This window comes from Nostoc sp. FACHB-190 (assembly GCF_014696905.1).
In the GTDB taxonomy this organism is placed as follows: Bacteria; Cyanobacteriota; Cyanobacteriia; order Cyanobacteriales; family Nostocaceae; genus Nostoc_B.
In genome coordinates, this window is the sequence record NZ_JACJQW010000018.1 from 122,730 (window position 1) to 145,350 (window position 22,621).

General features: G+C 41.0%; 13 protein-coding genes and 1 tRNA gene. 5 read left to right on the plus strand and 9 right to left on the minus strand.

The features are described 5' to 3' along the window. Positions 1–386: 386 nt before the first annotated feature. The 3 genes from H6G28_RS19815 to labA all read right to left on the minus strand — a co-directional run bounded on the left by H6G28_RS19815 (position 387) and on the right by labA (position 3,486). Positions 387–1,076, minus strand: a complete 690-nt coding sequence (locus H6G28_RS19815) for a Uma2 family endonuclease (RefSeq protein WP_190673385.1) — start codon at positions 1,074–1,076, stop codon at positions 387–389. Positions 1,077–1,273: 197 nt separating this feature from the next. Beyond that, entirely contained in the window at positions 1,274–2,866 is a 1,593-nt protein-coding gene (locus H6G28_RS19820; RefSeq protein ID WP_190590798.1) for a 2-isopropylmalate synthase, read from the minus strand. Between the two features lie 89 nt (positions 2,867–2,955). Continuing rightward, on the minus strand, positions 2,956–3,486 hold the full coding sequence (gene labA, locus H6G28_RS19825; RefSeq protein WP_015114631.1) for a low amplitude/bright protein LabA: 531 nt from the start codon (positions 3,484–3,486) through the stop codon (positions 2,956–2,958). A gap of 976 nt (positions 3,487–4,462) precedes the next feature. On the opposite strand from labA, the gene H6G28_RS19830 reads away from it, so the two are divergent. Then, on the plus strand, positions 4,463–6,772 hold the full coding sequence (locus H6G28_RS19830; protein ID WP_190673388.1) for a CHASE2 domain-containing serine/threonine-protein kinase: 2,310 nt from the start codon (positions 4,463–4,465) through the stop codon (positions 6,770–6,772). A gap of 18 nt (positions 6,773–6,790) precedes the next feature. Here H6G28_RS19830 and H6G28_RS19835 read toward each other — a convergent pair whose 3' ends face one another. The 5 genes from H6G28_RS19835 to H6G28_RS19855 all read right to left on the minus strand — a co-directional run bounded on the left by H6G28_RS19835 (position 6,791) and on the right by H6G28_RS19855 (position 10,073). Then, entirely contained in the window at positions 6,791–7,126 is a 336-nt protein-coding gene (locus tag H6G28_RS19835; protein ID WP_190590801.1) for a XisI protein, read from the minus strand. Next, positions 7,114–7,533 carry a XisH family protein gene (locus H6G28_RS19840; protein ID WP_190590803.1) on the minus strand — a complete coding sequence of 140 codons (420 nt, stop codon included), beginning with the start codon at positions 7,531–7,533 and terminating at the stop codon, positions 7,114–7,116. The genes H6G28_RS19835 and H6G28_RS19840 overlap by 13 nt, the downstream gene beginning before the upstream one ends. A gap of 238 nt (positions 7,534–7,771) precedes the next feature. Then, positions 7,772–9,373 carry a TROVE domain-containing protein gene (locus H6G28_RS19845; RefSeq protein WP_190673391.1) on the minus strand — a complete coding sequence of 534 codons (1,602 nt, stop codon included), beginning with the start codon at positions 9,371–9,373 and terminating at the stop codon, positions 7,772–7,774. 37 nt (positions 9,374–9,410) lie between these two features. Beyond that, positions 9,411–9,558: transfer RNA gene (locus H6G28_RS19850), tRNA-OTHER, on the minus strand. A gap of 227 nt (positions 9,559–9,785) precedes the next feature. Further along, on the minus strand, positions 9,786–10,073 hold the full coding sequence (locus H6G28_RS19855; RefSeq protein ID WP_190673394.1) for a hypothetical protein: 288 nt from the start codon (positions 10,071–10,073) through the stop codon (positions 9,786–9,788). A 24-nt stretch (positions 10,074–10,097) separates the two neighbouring features. Here H6G28_RS19855 and H6G28_RS19860 point away from each other — a divergent pair, with 24 nt between their 5' ends. Further along, positions 10,098–10,823 carry a hypothetical protein gene (locus tag H6G28_RS19860; RefSeq protein ID WP_190673397.1) on the plus strand — a complete coding sequence of 242 codons (726 nt, stop codon included), beginning with the start codon at positions 10,098–10,100 and terminating at the stop codon, positions 10,821–10,823. An 83-nt stretch (positions 10,824–10,906) separates the two neighbouring features. Here H6G28_RS19860 and H6G28_RS19865 read toward each other — a convergent pair whose 3' ends face one another. After that, positions 10,907–12,031 (minus strand): quinone-dependent dihydroorotate dehydrogenase, encoded by a 1,125-nt coding sequence (locus H6G28_RS19865; RefSeq protein WP_190673400.1) that lies wholly within the window; start codon positions 12,029–12,031, stop codon positions 10,907–10,909. Between the two features lie 195 nt (positions 12,032–12,226). Here H6G28_RS19865 and H6G28_RS19870 point away from each other — a divergent pair, with 195 nt between their 5' ends. From H6G28_RS19870 to H6G28_RS19880, 3 genes are all read left to right on the plus strand, one after another. Further along, positions 12,227–15,091, plus strand: a complete 2,865-nt coding sequence (locus H6G28_RS19870) for a sensor histidine kinase (RefSeq protein WP_190673442.1) — start codon at positions 12,227–12,229, stop codon at positions 15,089–15,091. Positions 15,092–15,250: 159 nt separating this feature from the next. After that, entirely contained in the window at positions 15,251–16,150 is a 900-nt protein-coding gene (locus tag H6G28_RS19875) for an alpha/beta fold hydrolase (RefSeq protein ID WP_190673403.1), read from the plus strand. Between the two features lie 621 nt (positions 16,151–16,771). Next, positions 16,772–22,612, plus strand: coding sequence for an ATP-binding sensor histidine kinase (locus H6G28_RS19880; protein ID WP_190673406.1), 5,841 nt, complete (start codon positions 16,772–16,774; stop codon positions 22,610–22,612). Positions 22,613–22,621 lie beyond the last annotated feature (9 nt).

Genomic DNA, 22,621 nt, shown 5'->3' on the forward strand with positions numbered 1-22,621 from the left:
TCGAACGTTCGTTATTTATAATTTACCACGTAAGAACATGCTTACACAAGGCATTGATCAAAACACAGACTACACAGACAAAAGAGAAATCTGTTGCTCTGTTGTAGTGTGGCTCAACTATGAATGTGTCGTGAATATGGTCAACCTGCTAAGTCACAGCAGACGATTATTAGTCAATGTTAAATTTACACTTATATACACTTCTTAATCTAAACTTGACTGTCAGTTTATGTCAAGCAGAATAATACTTACACCGAAATTACTCACAAAACTGGAGGCGACTGGCGTTGTCAGGCTTTAAGGGCTTCCCCGTGAGCGTCAGCCGAACGTTGTAGGGGCGTAAAATCACTTAATTCTGCTGATAATTCTTGTGATATTGTTTTTACTTATCCATTCAATTCCATTGCTTGGGTTAACTGTTGTACAAAAGCTTGATGCTCAGGCGAATTCAGCCCTGTCTGTAATACAGTTAATACCTGCTGCATATCACCTGCTAACAATGCCGACCTATCTAACCATAATCCTGGAAAGACTTGGCTTTGAAATATCCCTGCTGGATTTGGTTGCAGATTGACATATTCTCCTGCTTCCAAGCAGAACCAATCAATCTGCTGATCAAAGACTTGCCAGACAATATACTCTTTGATGCCATTACGTCGATAAGCACGCTTTTTGTCACCTAAATCAACTGTGGCACTACTGGCGGCAATTTCGGCGATTAATTCTGGTGCGCCTTCTATATAACCATCCTGGCTAAAACGTGATTGTCCCCCAGCTTGAGCATCAATCAATAACAGCGCATCGGGTTGGGGTTCATTGTCTAAATCAAGGCGCACAGTCGGGTTATCACCGAGGCGTACTCCTGGGGTTGCAATTTTGTAATTCCATAACCAGCCCATTAAGTCGGCGTGGGGTTCAGCATGGGGTTCAAAACGCAGAGGTGAAGCCATGTAGACAGTTCCTTCAATTAATTCAGCTTTTTTTAACTTAGGCATGGCATTGTAACGCCGTTCAAATTCAAAGCGACTCAAGCGATCGCCATTTTCTAAGGGAGGAACTGTCAAACGTAGAACCATAACTATGGCCGCAACCTTTATTTTTATCCTAATACCCTTTCACCCCCACACCCAATCCCTGACAGGTGTAGGTTTTTTACGTTATGCTCCAAAAACCTTGATTTAGGGTGTAAGGGTGTAGGGGTGTATGTATCTAGAACTCTTTCACCCCTAAACCCAACTTCCACAGACAATCTTGGTGCGTAAGTCCTATATATCTATGCAGTTACTTCTTCTGGCTGTTGCTTTGTTTGTAAGGATGCGTAAAGACGATTTAACGCATTAACATAAGCTTGCGCGGATGCAACTATGATGTCTGTGTTGGCTGCATGACCCGAAAATACTCTTGATTCGTAGCGCAGCCGAATTGTGACTTCGCCAATGGCATCAATACCAGCCGTGACTGACTGTACAGAAAATTCAATTAACTGATTGGGTACGTTGACAACGCGGTTAATTGCTTTGTAAACTGCATCAACTGGGCCAGTACCAATGGCGGCATCAGTTAATTCTTCGCCATCTGGAGTGCGGAGAGTGACTGTAGCTGTGGGACGAGCATTGCTACCGCAGGAAACTTGCACCAACTCTACTTTAAACAAATCGGGTGCTTGTTGAATTTCATCATTGACAATTGCTTCCAAGTCCCAATCAGAAATTTCTTTCTTTTTATCAGCCACTTCTTTAAAACGGACAAAGGCTTTGTTTAATTCGGTTTCGGATAATTCAAAGCCCAATTCTTTTAAGCGGGTGCGGAAAGCATTTCTACCGGAATGTTTACCCAAGACAATTTGATTGTCTGTTAAACCAATCAATTGGGCATCCATAATTTCGTAGGTGAGTTTATTTTTTAATACCCCATCTTGATGGATACCAGATTCATGGGCAAAGGCATTTGCGCCCACAATTGCTTTATTGGGTTGTACTAACATTCCTGTCAAACTCGAAACTTGACGGGAAGTTTTGTAAATTTGTCGAGTGTCAATATTTGTTAATGGTTCTTCGGAATCAACGTGTCTACCTAAGAAGGGATTGAAATATTGACGACGGACATGCAGCGCCATGACTAATTCTTCTAAGGCCGCATTTCCGGCACGTTCACCAATACCATTAATGGTGCATTCCAATTGCCTTGCACCATTTTTGACTGCTTCTAAAAAGTTAGCAACTGCTAAACCTAAGTCGTTATGACCGTGAACGGAGATAATTGCTTGATCAATGTTGGGGACATTTTCTTTAATGCCCTTAATTAACGCGCCAAATTCGCTGGGAGTTGTGTAACCTACAGTATCAGGAATATTAACTGTAGTTGCGCCTGCTGCGATCGCCCGTTCTAATACTTGATACAAAAACTCTGGATCAGAACGCCCTGCATCTTCAGGCGAAAATTCCACATCATCAGTAAAAGTCTTAGCATAAGCGACCATTTCTTCGGCGATCGCCACTACTTCTGGCCGGGTCTTTTTCAACTTATATTGCAAGTGAATATCAGAAGTTGCAATAAATGTATGAATTCTGCCCCGTGCTGCCCCTTTAATTGCTTCTGCGGCTGTTTTAATATCGTCGTGTCTGGCTCTAGCTAAACTACAAATAATTGGGCCATCTTCTGTCCCTACAGTTTGAGCAATTTTACTGACTGCTTCAAAATCTCCAGGACTCGCAAAGGCAAAACCAGCTTCAATTACATCTACGCCTAAGCGGGCTAATTGTTTAGCGATCGCCAGCTTTTCATCTATATTCAGCGTTGCACCTGGGCATTGTTCGCCATCGCGGAGTGTCGTATCAAAAATGATAATTCGCTCTGGTTTATTCATCTTTTTGGTTTTTTGTTTAGGTGTAGTTCTTTTATTTTAAATATTTGTAACCTTAGTTGTTTCGCTCTTATTTTTGTAAATAATTATTGCTAAGGTACTTGACCATCCACTTTTTCTATTTGGTCTCTAATATCATTCAAATCTATATATCTGTCCGTAGCATTACGCAGCTCTCGCGCAATCATTCCTTCTGTAGATACTACTGTAATATGTGTATTTTTAGAACGTAATAGTTCAATCGCTCGTTCAAAATCACCATCACCACTAAATAAAACTACCCGGTCATACTGGTCTACAGTATTAAACATATCTACGACAATTTCTATATCTAAATTTGCTTTTTGGGAATAGCGGCCGGAAGTATCATCATAGTATTCTTTGAGAATTTTTGTTCGGACTGTGTAACCTAGACTGATAAGAGCATCTCGGAAACCTCGTTGATCTTGGGGGTCTTTTAAGCCCGTGTACCAAAAGGCATTAATTAAAGTCGTCTCTGATTGCTCGTGTTTGAAATATTCTAATACTCGCCGAGGGTCAAAAAACCAGCCATTTTTTTGTTGAGCATAGAACATATTATTTCCGTCTACAAAAATAGACAGACGATTCATAGGGGAACCCATAAAAATTTACACCTAAAATATAGCAATGAATTTAGATTGAACAATAGATTATAGCAACTCTTAAATCATAAATTTGCTAATAGATGGGAACTAGTTTCCCATGTATAGCCTTTATCTTACCTCTTGCAAAGCATAAATTTGACGCAAACATCAACCCAAGCTGCTGGGTGTGGGATAGTTTAACCTCTAACACTATATAAATATGTCATACAATCAAAATCTACCAATAAAGCTGGCTGAGTAACAGCATTCTTAGTGATATAACTGTCAATTTTACTCCTAAAGAGGTAAGGTATATGTCTGAAAGGAGGATATTGGCTAATGCTCATATATACATACAGTTGAGTGAAGTAAAGTTATCTGTTCTGGCAAATGTAGAAATGTGAGGTAAGTGGGAACTCAAGGAGAGATTTCAAGTATATTAATCCACATATTGGTTTTCCTGTTAACAAAATTAGGAACTTTTTGGCAAATATCACCTGGAGACAATCAGCCGGAGTCATTTTCAATCCAGCTTCCTGGATAATATTTTTATGAGTCTCACATTGAGTCGTCACAGATGACAGTCTGGCCGCTATCCAATGCAGAATATGAATATCCTGACAACAGGAGATGTTTAACTCAGGAGTGGAACCTCAGAAATCAACAATTAATTGTCGATCTCCAACACCTTTATATCCTTACATCATGAAATCAAGTTTCAGCGACCAATTTGCCACAACCTCAGCCTGTACAGTAGGAATTGCCTGGGTTTGACTCCAGTCAAGTAATCATCAATGCTCAAACTCAATCAACAAATAACTCAGACTGTCTTAGATTTGAAGGCCTTTCCCATTTAGATTTGGCATATTATCCAGAGTCAGAGAAGATAGATTACAAATGTATAAGATTTTCATTTAAGTTTTATTTCAATATGTTTTTAGTAGAAACGAGACTAAATCAACCAATTTGTCTGTAAACCAATTATTAACACGATATGGCAGAAGAACCTACATCTACCTTCAGCAAAAAAAATGTCTCTACTGCCAATACAGCTTCAGGCAAACCCACAAAAGTCACATTGACAGCTTCACAGTCTAAACTTGTGGCTCGCTTAAGTCACTTTTTAGTGGCTGTATCTACCATCGGTTCAGCATTGCTGACTACTTCTGGTGTGGGCTGGGTGAATTTGATGGAGAGTCAGATATTTTCAGCGTTTTTTCAACTGCGGGGTACGATCGCACCACCAGCAGATATCGTGATTTTGGCAATTGACGACCAGTCAATTTCAGTTCCCGAACAGTACTATAATTCAGATCCAAAACAGTATGCCTACCTAGAACCACTGAAATCTTTTCCGTTTAAACGGGCTGCTTATGGACAAATTATCGAAAAATTAGTCAAAGCTGGGGCGCGGGCTGTGGCAGTTGATGTAGTATTTGACACACCCAGTAGCTATGGCAGTGAGGACGATCGCCAACTGCAAGCCGTCTTAAAAAAATATGGCAACAAAGTGACTTTAGCCGCGCTGTATGAGGATTTTGAGAGCCATCAAGGGACTTTTACACAGTTGACGCTACCCCAAGAGATGTTTCAAGTTGGTGGAGTGACAGTTGGTTCTGTAAATTTCCCCTTAGAAGCAGATGGCAAAGTTCATAAATTAGCCAGTGAATTTCCCAAGCTGTTAGCAGCTAATGGAATGTTGACAGAGAAAGCACCTGCCTTTGATGAAGCAGTTTTAGGTGCAGCCCAAGTCAAATATCCCCAGCCAAAAGGCGATCGCATTTATTTTTGGGGGTCAGCCGGAACATTTGAGCAAATTCCCTTATGGTATGTTCTCGACCCTCCAAATTGGCAGAACTATTTGCAGCAAGGTAGAGTTTTTCAAGACAAAATTGTTTTGATTGGCTCTACAGATAAACTCAACAATGATTATCACCCGGTAGCGGCGGTGAATCCCCCCCAGAGAATGGCGGGAGTTGAAATTCATGCCAATGCGATCGCCACTTTAATGCAGAATAAAGCGATCGCCCCAGCAATTTCTAGTTCAACATTGCAAGGATTGTTTGTGCTGATTTTAGTTGGCGCTACCGTCTACATTGCCAATAGAAGCAAGAGCAATATTAAACGCTTTGTGATTAGTTTAGCCGCAGCTAGTATTTGGGGAGGAATTAGCTATGTGTGCTTTATACATGGTCAGTTAATTTTTCCCACTGCCATCCCAATGATAGCGATCGCGTTCAATGGATTGTCTTATCTGGGAATAGAAGTTGCTAGAGAAAAATTGCGAACCCGTCAATTAGTCGTAATCTTTCAGAAATATAAAACATCTCCCGTTGTTCAAGAAATTATCAGCCAACAAAACGACTTACAAGACTTACTCCAGAAAAGGGATTTAGCCGTATCTGGCAAAATCCTCGCCGGACGCTACAAAATTGTCAAAGTTCTCGGTTCTGGTGGATTCAGCGAAACCTACATCGCTGAAGATATGCACCGTCCTGGTTATCCACGCTGTGTCGTCAAGCAATTAAAACCAGCCAATACCCAAGCAAAAAGTTTAGAACTTGCCAGACGTTTATTTCATTCCGAAGCCGAAACCCTCGAAAAACTGGGGAATCATCCGCAAATTCCCCAACTTTTGGCTTATTTTGAACAAGATGATGAATTTTATTTAGTTCAGGAATATGTCATAGGTCATTCCTTGATTAAAGAACTACCATCTGGTCAAGGTTTAAGAGAAGCTCAAGTCAGAGAAATTATCAAAGAACTATTACAAATCTTAGTCTTTGTTCACGAAAACGGAGTGATTCATCGAGATATTAAACCCAGTAATATCATGCGCCGCCATACAGATAACAAACTCGTCTTAATAGACTTTGGTGCAGTCAAAGAAGTCTCAGTTCCACAACTAGAAAATTCCGAACAAGCCCCTTTTACAATTGGTATTGGGACAAGAGGCTATGCACCTAGCGAACAATGCTTTGGTCGTCCGCAGTACAGTAGTGATATTTATGCGATCGGGATGATTGGGATTCGCGCCTTAACCGGAATTGCCCCCCATGAAATGAATAGAAATGAGAATGGCGAATGGCAATGGAGAAATCAAGTAATTGTCAGCGATGCCCTAGCTGAGATTTTGGAAAAAACGGTATTAGATGATGTTAAACAACGCTATCAATCAGCCGCAGAAGTGTTAGCAATACTGGATAAATTACCAATTTATCCAGATACGAATCTTTTACCACAAAATGATAATTCAAACTTACCGACTATACCTTGGTTGGAAGATTCGGCAGGGAATTTTTAAACTTCAAAAATAAATATTTTAACCCACAGCATAATCAGTAAACTGACGCATATAAGGCGAATGAAACCCTAAAACAATATCTTGCTTTGGTACACCCAATTCTACTAAATCAGCAGCAATATCATCTTCTGTACCATTCCATTGCAGCCAAATCTTTTCATTTTTAATGTCTAAATGTATGACCGGGCCATAAACACGTCTTCGATTACGCCAACCAACATAAAAAAGCTGATAATGGTCGTGTTCAGTATCAAAAATCAGTTGTACGTCTACATTATCTTCCCCTAAATCTCGCGCTGCATATTCTTTGAGTAATCTTTGGATATACTCTCGATAGATATCTAGCTTTGCCATAGCACAACCTCTTCTTTTTCGTCATCAAAAATCAATAAATTGACTTGACTACGTTGAATGACTGCCTGCACAAATGGCTGTGTCAAAAACTCATCATAAATGAGCCACGGTACCGCTAAGTATAAAACTTGTTCATAGCCAAAGTCAGTTAAAGCATAACGGTAGTTAATATACTGCCCTATAGCTAAATGGAATTCAGCCATCGCAGAAGCACCCAAAAAACTTTTGACTTCAACTGCAATTTTCTGCCCATTGCGTTCAGCTGCAACCAGTTTTTCTGCTCCCAAGTCTATATATAGTTTAGTTGTAGAACTAATCCGAATGCGGAGAGGATCATGTGTAATTAGCCACCCGTCTTTTTGCAGGGCTATTTTAACTGCATCATGAAATTTATCTTTCGCTGACATCCTATGCTAATTGTTGCTTTTAAGAGTATTTTAGCAAAGACCTATAGGGGTAATATTTAATTGAAACAAGTATAAAGGCGGGTGCGGGAATTGAACCCGCTAGTCCCCGGAGATGGTGGAGACGTTAACCGATAACCCTAAATTCTTCGTCCCAAAGGGCAAGTTGTGAACAAGGGATAACCCGCCGAGAAGTGTGAAGTATGAAGTATGAAATTTTATACTTCATACTTCACAATTTTTACAACTCACCTGTCGCTAACATTTGGATGATGCGAGGTGTACCAGGGTCAAATCCTGCTAAATCCCAAGAAAGTGGATCTTGGGGATCTACCAAGGTGATGCGGTATGGTGTCAGAGTGACGTATACAGCCTTGACATTGGGATTGATTTTTTTGCGGTACTCCTTCAAGGCTTGGCTAGGATGCTTGTAACCAGCCCAGCTTTCTGAGTCAGTCCAGAAGCAGACTACATCGGCTTTGAACTTATTTTTCATCATCCAGTCATAAGCTACAGAGGCATCTGTACCGCCGAAGTTTTGATTGCTGGCTTTACGCACCGCCGAACTAAAACTATCTTTAGCAGTGATATCTAAGTTCCGAAATTCATTAGCAAAGCCGCGAATCATGTAGTTTTTCTCGGCTTTGGCTGTGACGAGTGCCATTGTGGTGGCTATTTCACAGCAACTTAGTCCCATGTCTGCAACTAAGCTACCCATCGAACCGGAAACGTCTACAGCGTGCATGAAAACTTTGCCTGTGGGTTCTACGACATCAAAAGACAACTCAACGGCTTTCTCTAAGATGTCTACGATGCGAGGAACGGGAGTCCAAGTTTTCTTACTGCGTCCTAGTCTTCCCCCAGACTCGTAAGTTTTGAGGGCTTTCAAAATATCGATTGGGTGAATGCGACCTTTACGCAGATGTTCTTTATTGTTGAGAACTCCTTCAACACGCTCTAAGTTGGCGCTTTCATCAGCACGTAATACGCCCAGTTCAGTTAGTGAACCGAGGTTTCGTAACATTGCACCGATGGGCATTTCTTGAAATAGCAACTGCCAAGCAGCTTTGTCCATATTGCCGACGGGTGCAGCCATTTCGTGGGTTAAGCGTCCTTGCAAAATGGCTTCCTGGGTTTGCTCAGGGTTGCGCTTGAGCCATTCATACCACCAAATCTGCGCCAATGCTTGCGAGGGAATTTCTGTGGGCAATTCCTCCCAACCTCTGACAACCCATTCAAATAATTGACGGTGATTTTCTGTAGGTGGTTTGACGTGGAATAAACGCAAAGCATCGCGGTGGGTGAAACCTTGGCGTTGTTGATATTTCAAGAGTTGATAAGCCAAACCTTTGACATCTTCTCTTGATAGCCAAGTTTTACCTGCTTCGCGCACCACTTTACCAAAGCCCCGCAGAGATTTGGTGTAGTTTAGCCATTCGTAGAAGTGGCTACCTGTGCGGACAACTTGAGGGAAGATTTCAGCAAAGGCTTGTTTGGCTTCTTTTGTTTCACCCATCGACAGCAAGACCAAAGCCAGGATAGGTGCGCTGTTATTGATAGCTCGTCCATCGCTGGCATAGAGAATTTCTTCCGCAACACGGCTGGGATTTTCGGCAACAGCTTGGTTGACAACCGCTACAAAGTCTTCAGTTAATTCTTGTTTACCAGCATAGTAGGTGCTTTGGGCTGTCCCAACTAACAGACAGCGCCGCAGCATCTTCCATAAGCCAGCATCAAACATCCAGCCACCGGAACGTCCTTGAATCATCTCGGCTTCCCGTCCGGGGATGGGTTGAGTTTGTGGGGTGCTGATTTTGTTTCTGGTAAAGAAGTTGTAGTTCATGGTTTCATCTCCCGGCCCTTGCGGGCAAAAATGAAAGGTGGCAGGGCAGGATTTGTAGACGCGGTGGCGGCTTTCCGAAGGGTACCTGCGACCTCTCGAACCCTAATCGATAACCCTCAATTCTTCGGCCTTTGCAGGCAAAGAGTGAATAAGGGTAAAGCACTCTACCACTGAGCTACCCGCCACATAAGAATTATTTTTAACTCAGCACTTTGTTGGGTGTAGCGGAGCAGGATTTTCACCTGCACCTCCAGAATTTTGTCTCAAGGATGTTTAAGTTATTTGCGATAACCCTTGATGTGTCGGCCTTTGCAGGCAAGGGGGGCGCTCTGGTATTTGAGCTATCCGCTACAGTTTTTGGCTAACTCCTTTGGGAATATCAACTTGTAGTATTAATGTAGTATATGTAATTTTAAACGTCAATAGGTTGAGCCAGTGAGAGATAAATATTTTTAACGTCAAGTGCGCTGAGATTTGTTGAATATAAGATGAAATACTTCTTAATGTTTATGTAAAGTTTTTGTTTTTGCTGAGTTTTTTTATCAGGAAAAAAAATTTTGCCTATTTTTGCCGAAAATTTGGGTTGTTTGGGTTTTAGATGAGGCAAGTTAGCGATCGCATTTCCGCAGTTTTCCGTAATTTTGCCAAAAGATACAAAAACCAGTCCAAATTTTTGCCAATATAATATATTATTTCCCAAAAAATTCGCTTGGCAAAAATCGGCATGAGTGAAAAAACAATGGAAAGTGGCGGGAAAGGTTTTCTCGTTCTACTTTTGCCAATATCGTTTTTAATAATTTTCCTGGTTTCTACCTGGAGATTTTTGCTGGCGCTGGTTGTTTTGATTATTGGTTTCAATATCTGGCAACAATATCAATGGCAACAATGGTGTCAGCGAGTTAACCCGGTTTTCCATCAGTTAGTTCGGGAAAACCAGGGCAAAATTACACCAATGGACTTGGCAATGCGGGGTAGTTTTCCTGGCCCAACAGCAAAACGCTACCTGGATGGCAAAGCTTCAGAGTTTGGTGCAAGTATAGTCAATGCTGGTTCAGGCAATGAAGTTTATTACTTTATTACTGCCAGTATTTTGGGTAATATTCTTGACAGTAGCGAGCCTATCAAAACTTTGTCTGCTCAACCTGTAACAACGGCTGCGCGATCGCTTTTAGCACCGCCAGCAACTCAAACACTATTAGCAGAACCAGAAGTTGAATTAGCAGCGCCAGCAACTCATACAGAAGTTAAACCCAATTTAGCAAAACAGTTAGTTTTCGGTTCACTGATTCAATCGGAATTGGCGAAACGGTTGAATGTTTATTCCAGCACTGTCTACAAACGGCGTAATGATCCAGATTTTCCCGAATGGACTCGCAGCCGTGATCCTGATGGTATTGCTTGGAGTTTCTCGGAAAAAACAAAAGAGTTCTTTCCTTTAGAAGAGTCATGAATGATTAGGGGTGAAATCCAATCAGGAGTCAGAATCCAGAATCAAAAATTTATTCTGACTCCTGAGTTCTGACTCTGAATACTTCAAACTTTTAATCCGATCGCTTCTGTGATGGAGTTTAATTTATTCTGCTCTAACTTGGTCAGCAAACCAGTTAAAATTCGGCGCACCATCAAGGGGCCTTCATAAATCCAGCCTGTATAAACTTGAATGAGGCTGGCTCCCGCAGTGATTTTTTCCCAAGCGTCTTCTGCGGAAAATATGCCACCAACCCCGATAATGGGAATTTGCCCTTGGGTTTGCTGCCAAATAAACTTGATAATTTCTGTGGAGCGATCGCGCAATGGCGCACCACTAATTCCGCCAGCTTCATCTCGCGGGGGTTTCCCAGTTGGGTGAATTAGCTGGGTTTTCAAGCCATCACGGCTGATTGTGGTGTTTGTGGCAATGATTCCTGCTAATTGGTAGGTTTTAGCCAAGCTAATAATGTCGGCGATCGCTTCCCATTCTAAATCAGGTGCTATCTTGACAAATATTGGTTTGTGTGTATTGTTTTCTGTTTGTAGTACGTCCAAGATAGAACTGAGCATAGCGGCATCTTGGAGCGATCGCAATCCTGGTGTATTGGGTGAAGAGACATTCACCACAAAATAATCGCCTAATTCTTTCAGCAAGCGGAAACTGTTGAGGTAGTCTGCGGCGGCTGCTTCTAACGGGGTGATTTTCGATTTACCTAAATTTATGCCGATGGGTATTGTATGAATGAAATCTTTTTGTGCTGCTAACCTAGCAGCCATAATTTCTGCACCTTGATTATTAAAACCCATCCGGTTCAGGACAGCTTGATCTAAAGGTAGGCGAAATAACCTTGGTTGGGGATTTCCTGGTTGGGGGTGAAAAGTCACAGTTCCCAACTCAGCGAAGCCAAAACCAAAGTTAGACCAAATTTTTGCGCCTACCCCATCTTTATCAAAACCGGCGGCTAAACCCAAGGGGTTGGGAAAATTTAGCCCAAACAAATTTTGTTCCAGACGGCGATCGCACAGACACAAAGACTGGTGTAAAGTCTGATTGACTAAACTAGCAGGAGCATGATGATTTTGCGATAACCAATCTAGACTGCGGATAGCCTGCTTATGTAACCACTCTGCATCTGTTTTCAGCAGGTTGAACAGTAGGGGACGAAGGGCAATTTGGTAAATATCCATGTGAAGACGGGAATAGGGGAATTGGGAGTGGGCAATGGGGCTAGATAGGAAAACTTTATCTATGAGTTTTCCCCCTTTCCCCCTGCCCCCTGCCCCCTTGCAGTCTTCATGATAAGTCTTTCACTGAACATGATTAACTTGGGTTGCTTTTCTGGGCATCTTATATATTAAAGAGCGATGTCAACTAAAAATCCAATGGGGCAGCCACAAAGACCGATAGCAGCTGAACATACAATCATTGCTTTGGGACGTGTCCTCCAAACCTTGAGGGAAGAGGATAATGTTGATGTTCTGATTGATACTACGATTGCTTATATTAAAGAGCAGTTTGACTACAACTTGGTTTGGATTGCTTTATATGACCGACCAAAACATACATTAGTTGGTAAAGGTGGAGTTGCGCCTGATGGTGACACTAAATTTTTACGCAAACAAGTGACACTCACTCCTGGCGGACTTTTAGAACAAGTAGTAATTGAACAGCGTCCCTTGGGTGTTGCTGATTTGCGGCTGGAACCTCGTGCAGCTGAATGGCAAGAGATTGGTAAAAAATTTAATATTCAGGGAACGGTTGTTTTACCTATTCGCTATCGAGACTGTTTTTTAGGTTTATTATTATTTGGTTCAGAACGTTGGGGATATTTGTTACCAGGAGATGCCAAAGCTCGTTTGTTAATGGTGTTGGGCGAACTGGGAGCAGTGCTTTATCAACAAGAAGTGAATTTGCAGCAACAGCAAACAAAGCATCTTGATCAGCCGATATTACACTTATTAGAAAATTTACGCACTCTCAATAATATAGACCAAAAGCTAAAAGCTGTTGTCCAAACAACACATCAATTTGTTGCGCCTAGCCGGACAAATATTTACTGGTTTGAGCGCCAAGGGCGTTATTTTTGGTGTCGGATGAGTAATCAACTGGCTAATATTGGTCGGAATAACAGCCAACAGCAACTAGCGGCGGGGATGACAGTCCAGGATTTAAGTGAATTTTATTATGCTTTGTCGGTGAATCAAATTGTTTTGATTGGTGATGAGCGCAGTTCTTTAAAAAGTCATTTTACTGCCAAAGTGTTGGAACGTTTACAGGTGCGATCGCTGTTAGCCGCGCCGATTATGTGGCAAAAAGAACTATTGGGTTTTCTGGCGGTAGAAGCTAATGAACCACGCATTTGGACAGAAGCAGATAAAAACTTTGTTCAAAGTGCGGCTGGGTTAGTTTCTTTAGTTGCGCCTAGCGAAACTATGGATACTACTATCAAGCAAATTCAAGAAGATGCCCAATTAACGAGCCAAGTTGCCCAAGCAATTTATCACGAAGATGACTTGCAAGCAACTTTACGCACCTGTGCCACTAAAGTTTTAACGCGCTTTGCTGCCACTCGTTTTTTACTTTTACAATACAACCCTGATTTAAATAGTTATCAAATTATTTTTCAAACCCAACCCCAAAATCGTCGTCCCCTGACAGTTAGCTTCAGTACGCTCAAAGATATGGATGAGCAGATGTTGAAGTCCGCCACCACAGCCGTAGAAGTGCAGAAAGTAGAAGAAGATTTGCGGTTTTTTAACTGGCGACCTTTGTTATTAGAACATGGAATGCGATCGCTGTTGGTTTGTAACTGCGCTCAAGAGCATACACCAAATGCCCTGTTAGTGATTGCCCACGAAACAAATCGGGGTTGGGCAAGCTTAGACAAAGAATTATTGTGGGCTGTCAGTCAACAAATTGGCGTAATTGTCCGCCAGTGGCAATTAAATGCGGAAGTTGAACAACAGCAAAAAATTCTCCATAGTATTCAGCGATGCTTACGTATTCTCGAAAAAACCCAAAATGACACAACTGAGTCGGGTGTAGAACGTCTAGAACGCACCGCCATAGAACAAATCGCCACTGTTCTCCATTCTCCGTTAGCAGTGTTGTTATCTTGGTCGCCGGGGGATAACTTTGCAGAAATTATTCCGAGTGTGATTCATGATAGTCGATTTGCGGTTGTGACCGATCAACCAGTTCCCATTCACACAGAAGCGATAATTCAGTGGGCATTAGCCAAAGATGATTATGTATGTGTGTATGCTGATGATTTACCAGCAGAAACCAGAAAATGGTTAAATGGGCAGAACATTGGTCAAGTTTTAGCGATCGCACTCCGCACTAGTGCTGATTATGCACCCACAGGTGTAGTTTTGGTTGCCGATTACCGAGAACGTTATTGGACAGAACAAAGTCTGAATGCTACAGAGACTTTGGTGACACAATTAGCATGGTCGCGTCGTCAACAACAAATCACCAAACTGCTGGAGTCATCAAACCAAGAATTGCGCCAACTCAACTGGTACAAACATCGTCGCCTCGAAGAAATTCAACGCACTGCCACACAGTTATTCAGCCAAATTGAAGACTTGGGTATTCCCAGTAATGAACTGACACAGACACGTTATAAACTCTTACTGCGGCAATTAGACCATAACACCGCCGCCATGACAGCCCTAGTTAAACTAGAGCAATGGCAATTGCATCAGAGTTCTGAAACTATGCCCATAGCCAGTTTGTTGAAGCGATCGCTCGAACGAGTGGATAATTTACTCAAACAACGTAAACTTTGGGCAGGAGTGCATGGTTTAGGACAATCAGCGACAGATACAGATTCCGGTAATAGTGGAATCTTCCTCAAAGGATTGCAATCTTCCAGTTATCCCTCATCCTTAGCAATTACAGGCGATATCGTTAAATTTGAATTAGTACTATATGAATTATTGATTGTCGCTTGTAACCGTTCTCAAAGTGGCGGCAGAATTGATATTTGGTGTCGTCGCTTAGAAGAAAAATTGCTAGAAATCTCAATTACAGATCATGGAATGATTGAACCGCCTTTATTAGCGGCACTACAACATCAAATACCCAAAGATATACTAGCCCGTTCTTACCTCAACCAACCACCAGCTTTACACCTGCTAATTTGTCAACAACTCACACAACAGTTAGGCGGAACCCTAGATTTTTATCAGTTACCAGATTATCGGGTAGTTAGTCGTTTAGTTTTACCTTTAGCTGATTGAAGAAAGAAAGGGTGAATGGGTATAGGGGTGAAGGGGTGTATGTATTCAAAACCCTTCACCCTCACACCCCTAAACCCTTCTTAACAAACAACCTTTGTAAATCAGTCTTGTTCCAGCTCTACATTAAAGTTAAATGGATACAAGCTGGATGGGTTTAAGATGGCTGTGAAAACAAAGCATCAATTTTCATTTGAGTGGCAGCAAAAGCGTTATGCGATCGCTTACGATACAGTCGGTCAGGGTAAACCTGTATTGCTGTTACCTGCTTTTAGTACGGTTTCTAGCCGTGGGGAAATGCAAGGAATTGCCGAGAGAATTGCCCACCGCTACCAAGCAGTCACACTCGATTGGTTGGGATTTGGTGAATCTGAACGCCCTGCTTTAGATTATCAACCGGCGCTGTTACAGCAAATGCTTCAGGCCTTTGTCCAACAAACTTTCTCCGAACCAGTGGCGATCATTGCGGCTGGTCATACGGCTGGCTATGCCTTGCAACTGGCTCAAAAACAACCCCAGACTTGCTCTAGCATAATTTTAGTTGCGCCTACTTGGCGTGGCCCTTTACCAACAATGGGCGTACCCAAACCACTAGCAACAGCAGTCCGACAACTGGTCAGATTTCCAGTGATTGGTCAAGGACTTTATCAAGGAAATACAACCAAAGGCTTTTTGCGGCTGATGTATGGTAGGCATGTTTATGCAGATAAATCACACCTCACACCAGAGTTTATTGAGCAGAAACAGCAAATTACTCGACAACCAGGGGCGCGATTTGCCCCAGCGGCCTTTGTGACAGGTGGACTTGATCCAGTGCGCGATCGCCAAGAATTTCTCACATTACTGCAATCTTCACCTGTGCCTGTGCTGTTAATTTTAGCAGCACAAGCCCCTCCCTATTCCAAACAAGAAATGACTGCAATGGCCGCAATTCCAAAAATTCAATCATTAACTCTACCTGGCACATTAGGAATGTCTGAAGAATATGCAGCCGAAGTTGCACAAGCTATATTACCCTTTTTAGATGCTAATATCCCCCATAATTCAGGAGTGAGGAGTTAGAATTTAGTCTCCCATTGAAGAATTCAGGAGTCAGAATCAATCAGGAGGAGATTCAGACTCACCGATGATTGTAGAGTGCAAAATCTTCTATTTTATGGGATCTTTAACCTATAGCAATCCTAAATCATTTGTGAAATTCCTTTTCTTTCCCTTCCTCTCCTTCTTTGCGTCCTTTGCGGTACCCTACCTTTCGGGAACGCCTGACGGCGAACGGGAAGCCGCTTCGCGTCTACGTTAAAAAGAATATTTTTTCACAACTCAGACAGGATTGCTATATAGGAATCATATTTGATTTCTGAAAACAATCAGTACACCCACAAAATGCTCTTTTCTACTCCCGACTCCCGATTCCCCACTCCCAGCTTTTACAGATAATTTCAACAATCAAAGCGGATTCCTAAAGTCATCCATGCGCGGCTGACCACAGAATTTAATTCTGGATTCTGACTCCTGACTGCTGAATTCTGTTTGATAACAAAATGCCAATCGTAGGCTTTACTAGTTATCTTTAAAATTGCAACGATCTACTGAGAAAAATCTTACTGTTCACAATAATTAAACTAAGGGAATAATAAATTTGTTAATGTCTGCTATGCCAATTATGTACTGAGGTATGTGGAAATGAATACACCTGTGGATATAACAGCAAAAATTCCTGGCTACCAACTGATAGAACAAATTTATTCTGGTTCTAGAACAGTAGTTTACCGAGGTATTCGCACAGTAGACGACCAACCTGTAGTAATTAAATTACTCAATCGAGAGTTTCCCAGTTTTAGCGAACTTTTGCAATTTCAAAATCAGTACACCATCACGAAAGAACTTGATTTTTCTGGGATTGTTCGTCCTTTAAGTTTAGACACATATCGAAATAGCTATGCCTTCGTGATGGAAGATTTTGGAGGCTTGTCATTACGAGAATATTTGAACAATCAAAGATTAACATTGCTGGAGTTCTTAATTGTTGCCCTGCAAATGTGTGATATTCTTTATTACCTGTATCAAAATCGTGTAATTCACAAAGATATTAAGCCAGCCAATATATTAATTAATCCCCAAACCCACGAAATTAAACTTATCGATTTTAGCATTGCTTCGCTGTTACCTAAAGAAACTCAAACACTGATTAGCCCGAATATTTTAGAAGGAACTCTGGCTTATTTATCTCCAGAACAAACTGGCAGAATGAATCGCGGAATTGATTATCGCAGTGATTTTTATGCTTTAGGAGTGACATTTTTTGAACTGTTAACCGGAGAATTACCTTTCAACAGTGAAGATCCAATGGAGTTGGTGCATTGTCATATTGCGAAAATGCCGACTAGTCTAGAAGGTAGAAGGGAAGAGATACCAAAAGTTTTAGGCGATATTGTGATGAAACTGATGGCGAAAAATGCCGAAGACCGCTATCAGAGTGCTTTAGGATTAAAACATGATTTAGAAATTTGCTTGTCACATTTGCAAGCAACTGGGACAATTGACAACTTTGAAATTGCTGAGTGGGATATTTGCGATCGCTTCATCATCCCTGAAAAATTATACGGCCGAGAAAAGGAAGTTGAGCAAATTCTAGCAGCATTTGAGCGAGTAGCTACAGTTCACGACTCATCTCGTTTTCGCAGTGAATTAGTTTTAGTTGCTGGTTTTTCCGGTATTGGTAAAACAGCCGTTGTCAACGAAGTGCATAAACCAATTGTTAGACAACGTAGTTATTTTATTAAAGGTAAATTTGACCAATTTAACCGCAATATTCCTTTTTCGGCTTTTGTGCAAGCACTCAGCGATTTAATGCGGCAGTTATTAACTGAAACTGACCAACAATTACAAACATGGCAAGCTAAAATTCTCCAAGCGTTAGGCGAAAATGGTCAAGTAATTGTGGATGTGATTCCCGAATTAGCCAAAATTATTGGTCAACAACCACCTATACAAGAATTATCTGGGACGGCGGCGCAATATCGCTTTAATTTATTATTACAAAAATTCATTCAAATATTTGCAACTCAAGAACATCCTTTAGTAATCTTTTTAGATGATTTACAATGGGCTGATTTAGCTTCTTTACAGCTAATTAAACTCTTAATGAGTGAAGTCGATAGTAGTTTTCTACTATTAATTGGGGCTTATCGAGATAATGAAGTATTTCCTGGACATCCTTTAATGTTGACATTAGAGGAAATTCACAAAAGTAATTCCAGAATTAATCCAATTAACTTACAACCTCTCAGCGAAGCAAATTTCAATCAGTTAGTGGCTGATACATTAGGTTGTACAGCAGAATTATCTTTACCACTGGCTCATCTGATATATCAAAAAACTCAAGGTAATCCATTTTTTAGTACGCAATTTCTCAAAGCTTTACACCAAGATGGACTAATTTACTTTGATTTTAATCAAGGTTTATGGCAATGTTATATTACTCAAATTAGCCAGCGATCGCTAACTGACGATGTGGTTGAATTTATGGCGATGCAGTTACGAAAACTGCCAGCATCTACACAAGAAATATTGCAACTAGCTGCTTGTATCGGCAATCAATTCGATTTAAAAACCTTAGCAATTGTTTGTCAAAAATCAGACCGAGAGGCGGCAGCGGATTTGTGGGAAGCCTTACAAGCAGGATTAATCTTACCCCAAAGTGAAGTTTATAAATTTTTTGTAGGTACAGATAATCAAAATTCAACTGCACAAAACTCTCAATCTGTTACCTATAAATTTCTCCATGACCGCGTTCAGCAAGCGGCATATTCATTAATTCCTGATGAACAAAAGCAAGCCAATCATTTGCAAATTGGCAGACTCTTACTCCAAGATATTGCTGATGAGCAGCAGGAAGAAAGCATTTTTGCAATTGTTGGGCAGCTTAATTTAGGACAGAGTTTAATTACTGACGTAAATGAAAAATTTTTACTAGCAAAATGTAACCTCAAAGCTAGTCAAAAAGCCATCGTTGCCACAGCTTATACTAGTGCTTTGGATTATGCCAGGAGTGGCTTAGAATTATTAAATGAATCTGCCTGGAATGACCAGTATTTATTAACTCTCAATCTCTATAATTTAGCGGCGGAATCAGCTTATTTATCAGGTAATATTACAGCAATGGAGGGTTATGCCCAAGAAATTCAACTAAATGCACAAACCCTCACTGATACTGTCAAAATTACCGAAGTCAAACTCGAAGCTTACACCAATCAAGGTCAATTTGTGTTTGCCATTGAGATGGCATTAGATTTACTGAATAATTTAGGCATTGATTTACCGAAACAACCTGCACCAGCAGAAATTCCCGCCGCTTTTCAAGCGATCGCCCTGCAACTAAATGGGCGATCGGCGGCTGAGTTACTAACTCTTCCACCGATGACTGATGCAATAGCCTTAGCTGCTATGCGGATTTTAGTTGAGGTTGGGGCTGCTACCTATGCTTGTCAGCCAGAGTTATTTCCTCTGGTGACTTTGAAACAACTAGAATTATCACTCCAGTATGGTAATGCCAATACTTCTGTAAGTGGCTATGTTGGTTATGGGCTGTTGTTGTGTGGGGTACTGGAAGACTTTTCCACAGGTTATGAGTTTGGACAACTAGCACTCAACCTCTGTGAACAATTACATGAACAAGAGTTTTATGGACGTACACTCGTTCTTGTCAATTTTTCTATTAAATTCTGCACTCATCATCTCCAACAAACTCTTGCACCCTTACAAGAAGGATACAACCGCAGTCTAGAAGTAGGAGACTTGGTATTTGCGGGTTTTGCTGGGTTTACTTATTGTGCCAACTCTTATTTTACTGGGCAGCCTTTAAACGAACTAATTCAAAATATCAATACATACAGTCAAGGTATCCAACAAATTCATCAGCAAACAGCTTTAAATTTTATCAAAACCTATGAACAAACAGTGTTAAATCTCTTAGGAAATGCGGCTAATCCTGTTGTTTTGACTGGGGAAGCAATGGACGAAGCAAGTATGTTGACAACACTGCATCAACTTGGTGATAACTCAGGATTGTGGTTTTTGTTAACAAACAAAGTGTATTTGTGTTTCCTGTTTGGAGAATATTCTCAAGCTGTAGATGTAGCCCAACAGGCTAAACAATTTTTAGGAGGCGGGGCTGGGACATTCAGTGTAACTCTGTTGTATTTTTATGAATCACTGGCACTGTTAGCGACATCAGGTAATGCTGAAATTATCGCAGCTAATCAAGAAATGCTGCGGAAAAGGGCGTTGCCTGCACCAATGAATTTTCAACATAAGTATGACTTAATTCAAGCCGAACAGCATCGAGTATTAGATCAAAAACTGGAGGCGATGGAATTATACGATCGCGCTATTGCCGGCGCAAAAGCAAATGGCTATCTTCAAGAAGAAGCCTTAGCGAATGAATTGGCGGCAAAATTTTATCTTGATTGGGGTAAGGAAACAGTCGCCCAAGCATATCTACAGCAAGCATATTACTGCTATGCTCATTGGGGTGCCAAAGCCAAAACAGACGATTTAGAACAAAAATATCCCCACCTGCTGCAACATATTCTGCAACAGCGAAGACTTAACCTGAATCTGCAAGAAACCATCAGCAACGCTACTATTGCTACATATACTCAGCAAACTTCTACTTCTCATAGCAGCAACTTTTCTGACAGTCTAGATTTCGGCGCTATTCTCAAGGCTTCAAGGGTGTTATTAAGTGCAATCAAACTTGAGGAATTGATTACAAATTTAATGCAAGTGTTATTGCAAAATTCTGGAGCACAGAAAATAGCATTGGTATTGTCAGAAAATGTCGATTGGGTTGTGGCATCTATAGCAACCATTGAGGATGTCGAGACTTCTATTTTCTCACCCCATGCTCTCGACAGCAGTGATGATGTCCCCATTAAAATGATTTATGCAGCTAAACACACCCTGCAACCAATTATTATTCACAACATCACTAAAGAAAATACCTGGGTGACAGATAGTTATATTCAGCAACATTCACCCAAGAGTATTGTTTGTACTCCGATTATTAATCAGGGTAAATTAATTGGTGTTTTGTATTTAGAAAATAGTTTAACCAGCGAAGTCTTTACTAGCGATCGCATCGAAATTATCAACTTACTCTGCACTCAAGCGGCGATTGCTTTAGAAAATGCCCGGTTGTATCGAGATGCTCAAAACTATGCTCTACAATTAGAACAATCTTTAGCACAACAGCAAGCCAGCCAAGCTCAATTTCGCAATCTTGCAGATAACATTCCTGGTGTGGTTTATAAGTTCCGGCTTGCGCCTGATGGTGCGGTTTCTGTTCCTTATATTAGTTCTGGTTGTTATGAACTGTATGGCGTAGATCCAGAAGAGGTGATGGCAGGTAGACAAGCCCTTTACACTCTACACCATCCTGAAGATGACCCATTTATTGCCCAGGCAATTGCTGAATCTGCCCAAAATTTAACACCGTTTGAGCAAGAATGGCGAATTATTTTACCTTCGGGAACAGTGAAATGGATTCAAGTAAATGCGCGTCCCGAACTGCAAGCCGACGGCGCAATTATCTGGGATGGGGTGGTAATTGATGTGAGCGATCGCAAACTTGCAGAAATCGCACTCAAACAAAAATCTCAGGAATTAAAACAAGCACTCTCTAATTTGCAACAAGCTCAAATACAAATCGTCCAAAGTGAAAAAATGTCAGCGTTGGGTAATTTAGTCGCGGGAGTCGCCCATGAAATGAATAATCCTTTGGGTTTTATTGTTGCCAGCCTCAAACAAGTTAAACCAATTCTTGCAGATATATTTAACCACTTGAAGTTATATCAAGATAGCTTCCCCGATGCAAATCCAGAGATTTTTAAACATGCCGAAGTAATTGACTTGGAATATAGTTTAGAAGATTTACCTAAAATTATAGATGCAATGGTGATTGCCTGCGATCGCTTAAAGAATATTAGCACTAGCCTGCGGACATTTTCCCGCGCGGATCAAGATTACAAAGTAAAATTTAACTTACATGAAGGTATTAATAGCACCATTTTAATTCTCAAGCATCGCCTCAAAGCTAGTAACCAACGTCCAGCCATTGAAGTCATCACTAATTATGGTGATTTACCTCAAATCTACTGTTTTCCTGGGCAATTAAATCAGGTATTTATGAATATCCTGGCTAATGCGATTGATGCCTTAGAAGAAGCAAGTATTGGCAAAACAGTTTCTGAAATTAAAGCTCATCCTAATTGCATTACAATTACGACGGCAATAGTAGATAAATGTGTCAATATTTCCATTGCTGATAATGCTAATGGCATGGGTGAAGACATCAAACAAAAAATATTTGACCATTTATTTACTACCAAAGCTGTGGGTAAAGGTACAGGTTTAGGATTAGCAATTGCACGTCAAATCGTGGAGGAAACCCACGGTGGTAAGTTAACTTGCCACTCCACTTTAAGTAAAGGTACTGAGTTTGTGATTCAACTTCCAGTGTAAATTTCGTCC

Bases quoted from the DNA above. Each gene is read 5' to 3' on its own strand.
- H6G28_RS19875 (WP_190673403.1), top strand. From the start codon at position 15,251: ATGGCTGTGAAAACAAAGCATCAATTTTCATTTGAGTGGCAGCAAAAG.
- H6G28_RS19880 (WP_190673406.1), top strand. From the start codon at position 16,772: ATGAATACACCTGTGGATATAACAGCAAAAATTCCTGGCTACCAACTG.
- H6G28_RS19840 (WP_190590803.1), bottom strand. From the start codon at position 7,533: ATGTCAGCGAAAGATAAATTTCATGATGCAGTTAAAATAGCCCTGCAA.
- H6G28_RS19860 (WP_190673397.1), top strand. From the start codon at position 10,098: ATGAGTGAAAAAACAATGGAAAGTGGCGGGAAAGGTTTTCTCGTTCTA.
- H6G28_RS19845 (WP_190673391.1), bottom strand. From the start codon at position 9,373: ATGAACTACAACTTCTTTACCAGAAACAAAATCAGCACCCCACAAACT.
- labA (WP_015114631.1), bottom strand. From the start codon at position 3,486: ATGGGTTCCCCTATGAATCGTCTGTCTATTTTTGTAGACGGAAATAAT.
- H6G28_RS19830 (WP_190673388.1), top strand. From the start codon at position 4,463: ATGGCAGAAGAACCTACATCTACCTTCAGCAAAAAAAATGTCTCTACT.
- H6G28_RS19865 (WP_190673400.1), bottom strand. From the start codon at position 12,031: ATGGATATTTACCAAATTGCCCTTCGTCCCCTACTGTTCAACCTGCTG.
- H6G28_RS19870 (WP_190673442.1), top strand. From the start codon at position 12,227: ATGGGGCAGCCACAAAGACCGATAGCAGCTGAACATACAATCATTGCT.
- H6G28_RS19820 (WP_190590798.1), bottom strand. From the start codon at position 2,866: ATGAATAAACCAGAGCGAATTATCATTTTTGATACGACACTCCGCGAT.
- H6G28_RS19835 (WP_190590801.1), bottom strand. From the start codon at position 7,126: ATGGCAAAGCTAGATATCTATCGAGAGTATATCCAAAGATTACTCAAA.
- H6G28_RS19815 (WP_190673385.1), bottom strand. From the start codon at position 1,076: ATGGTTCTACGTTTGACAGTTCCTCCCTTAGAAAATGGCGATCGCTTG.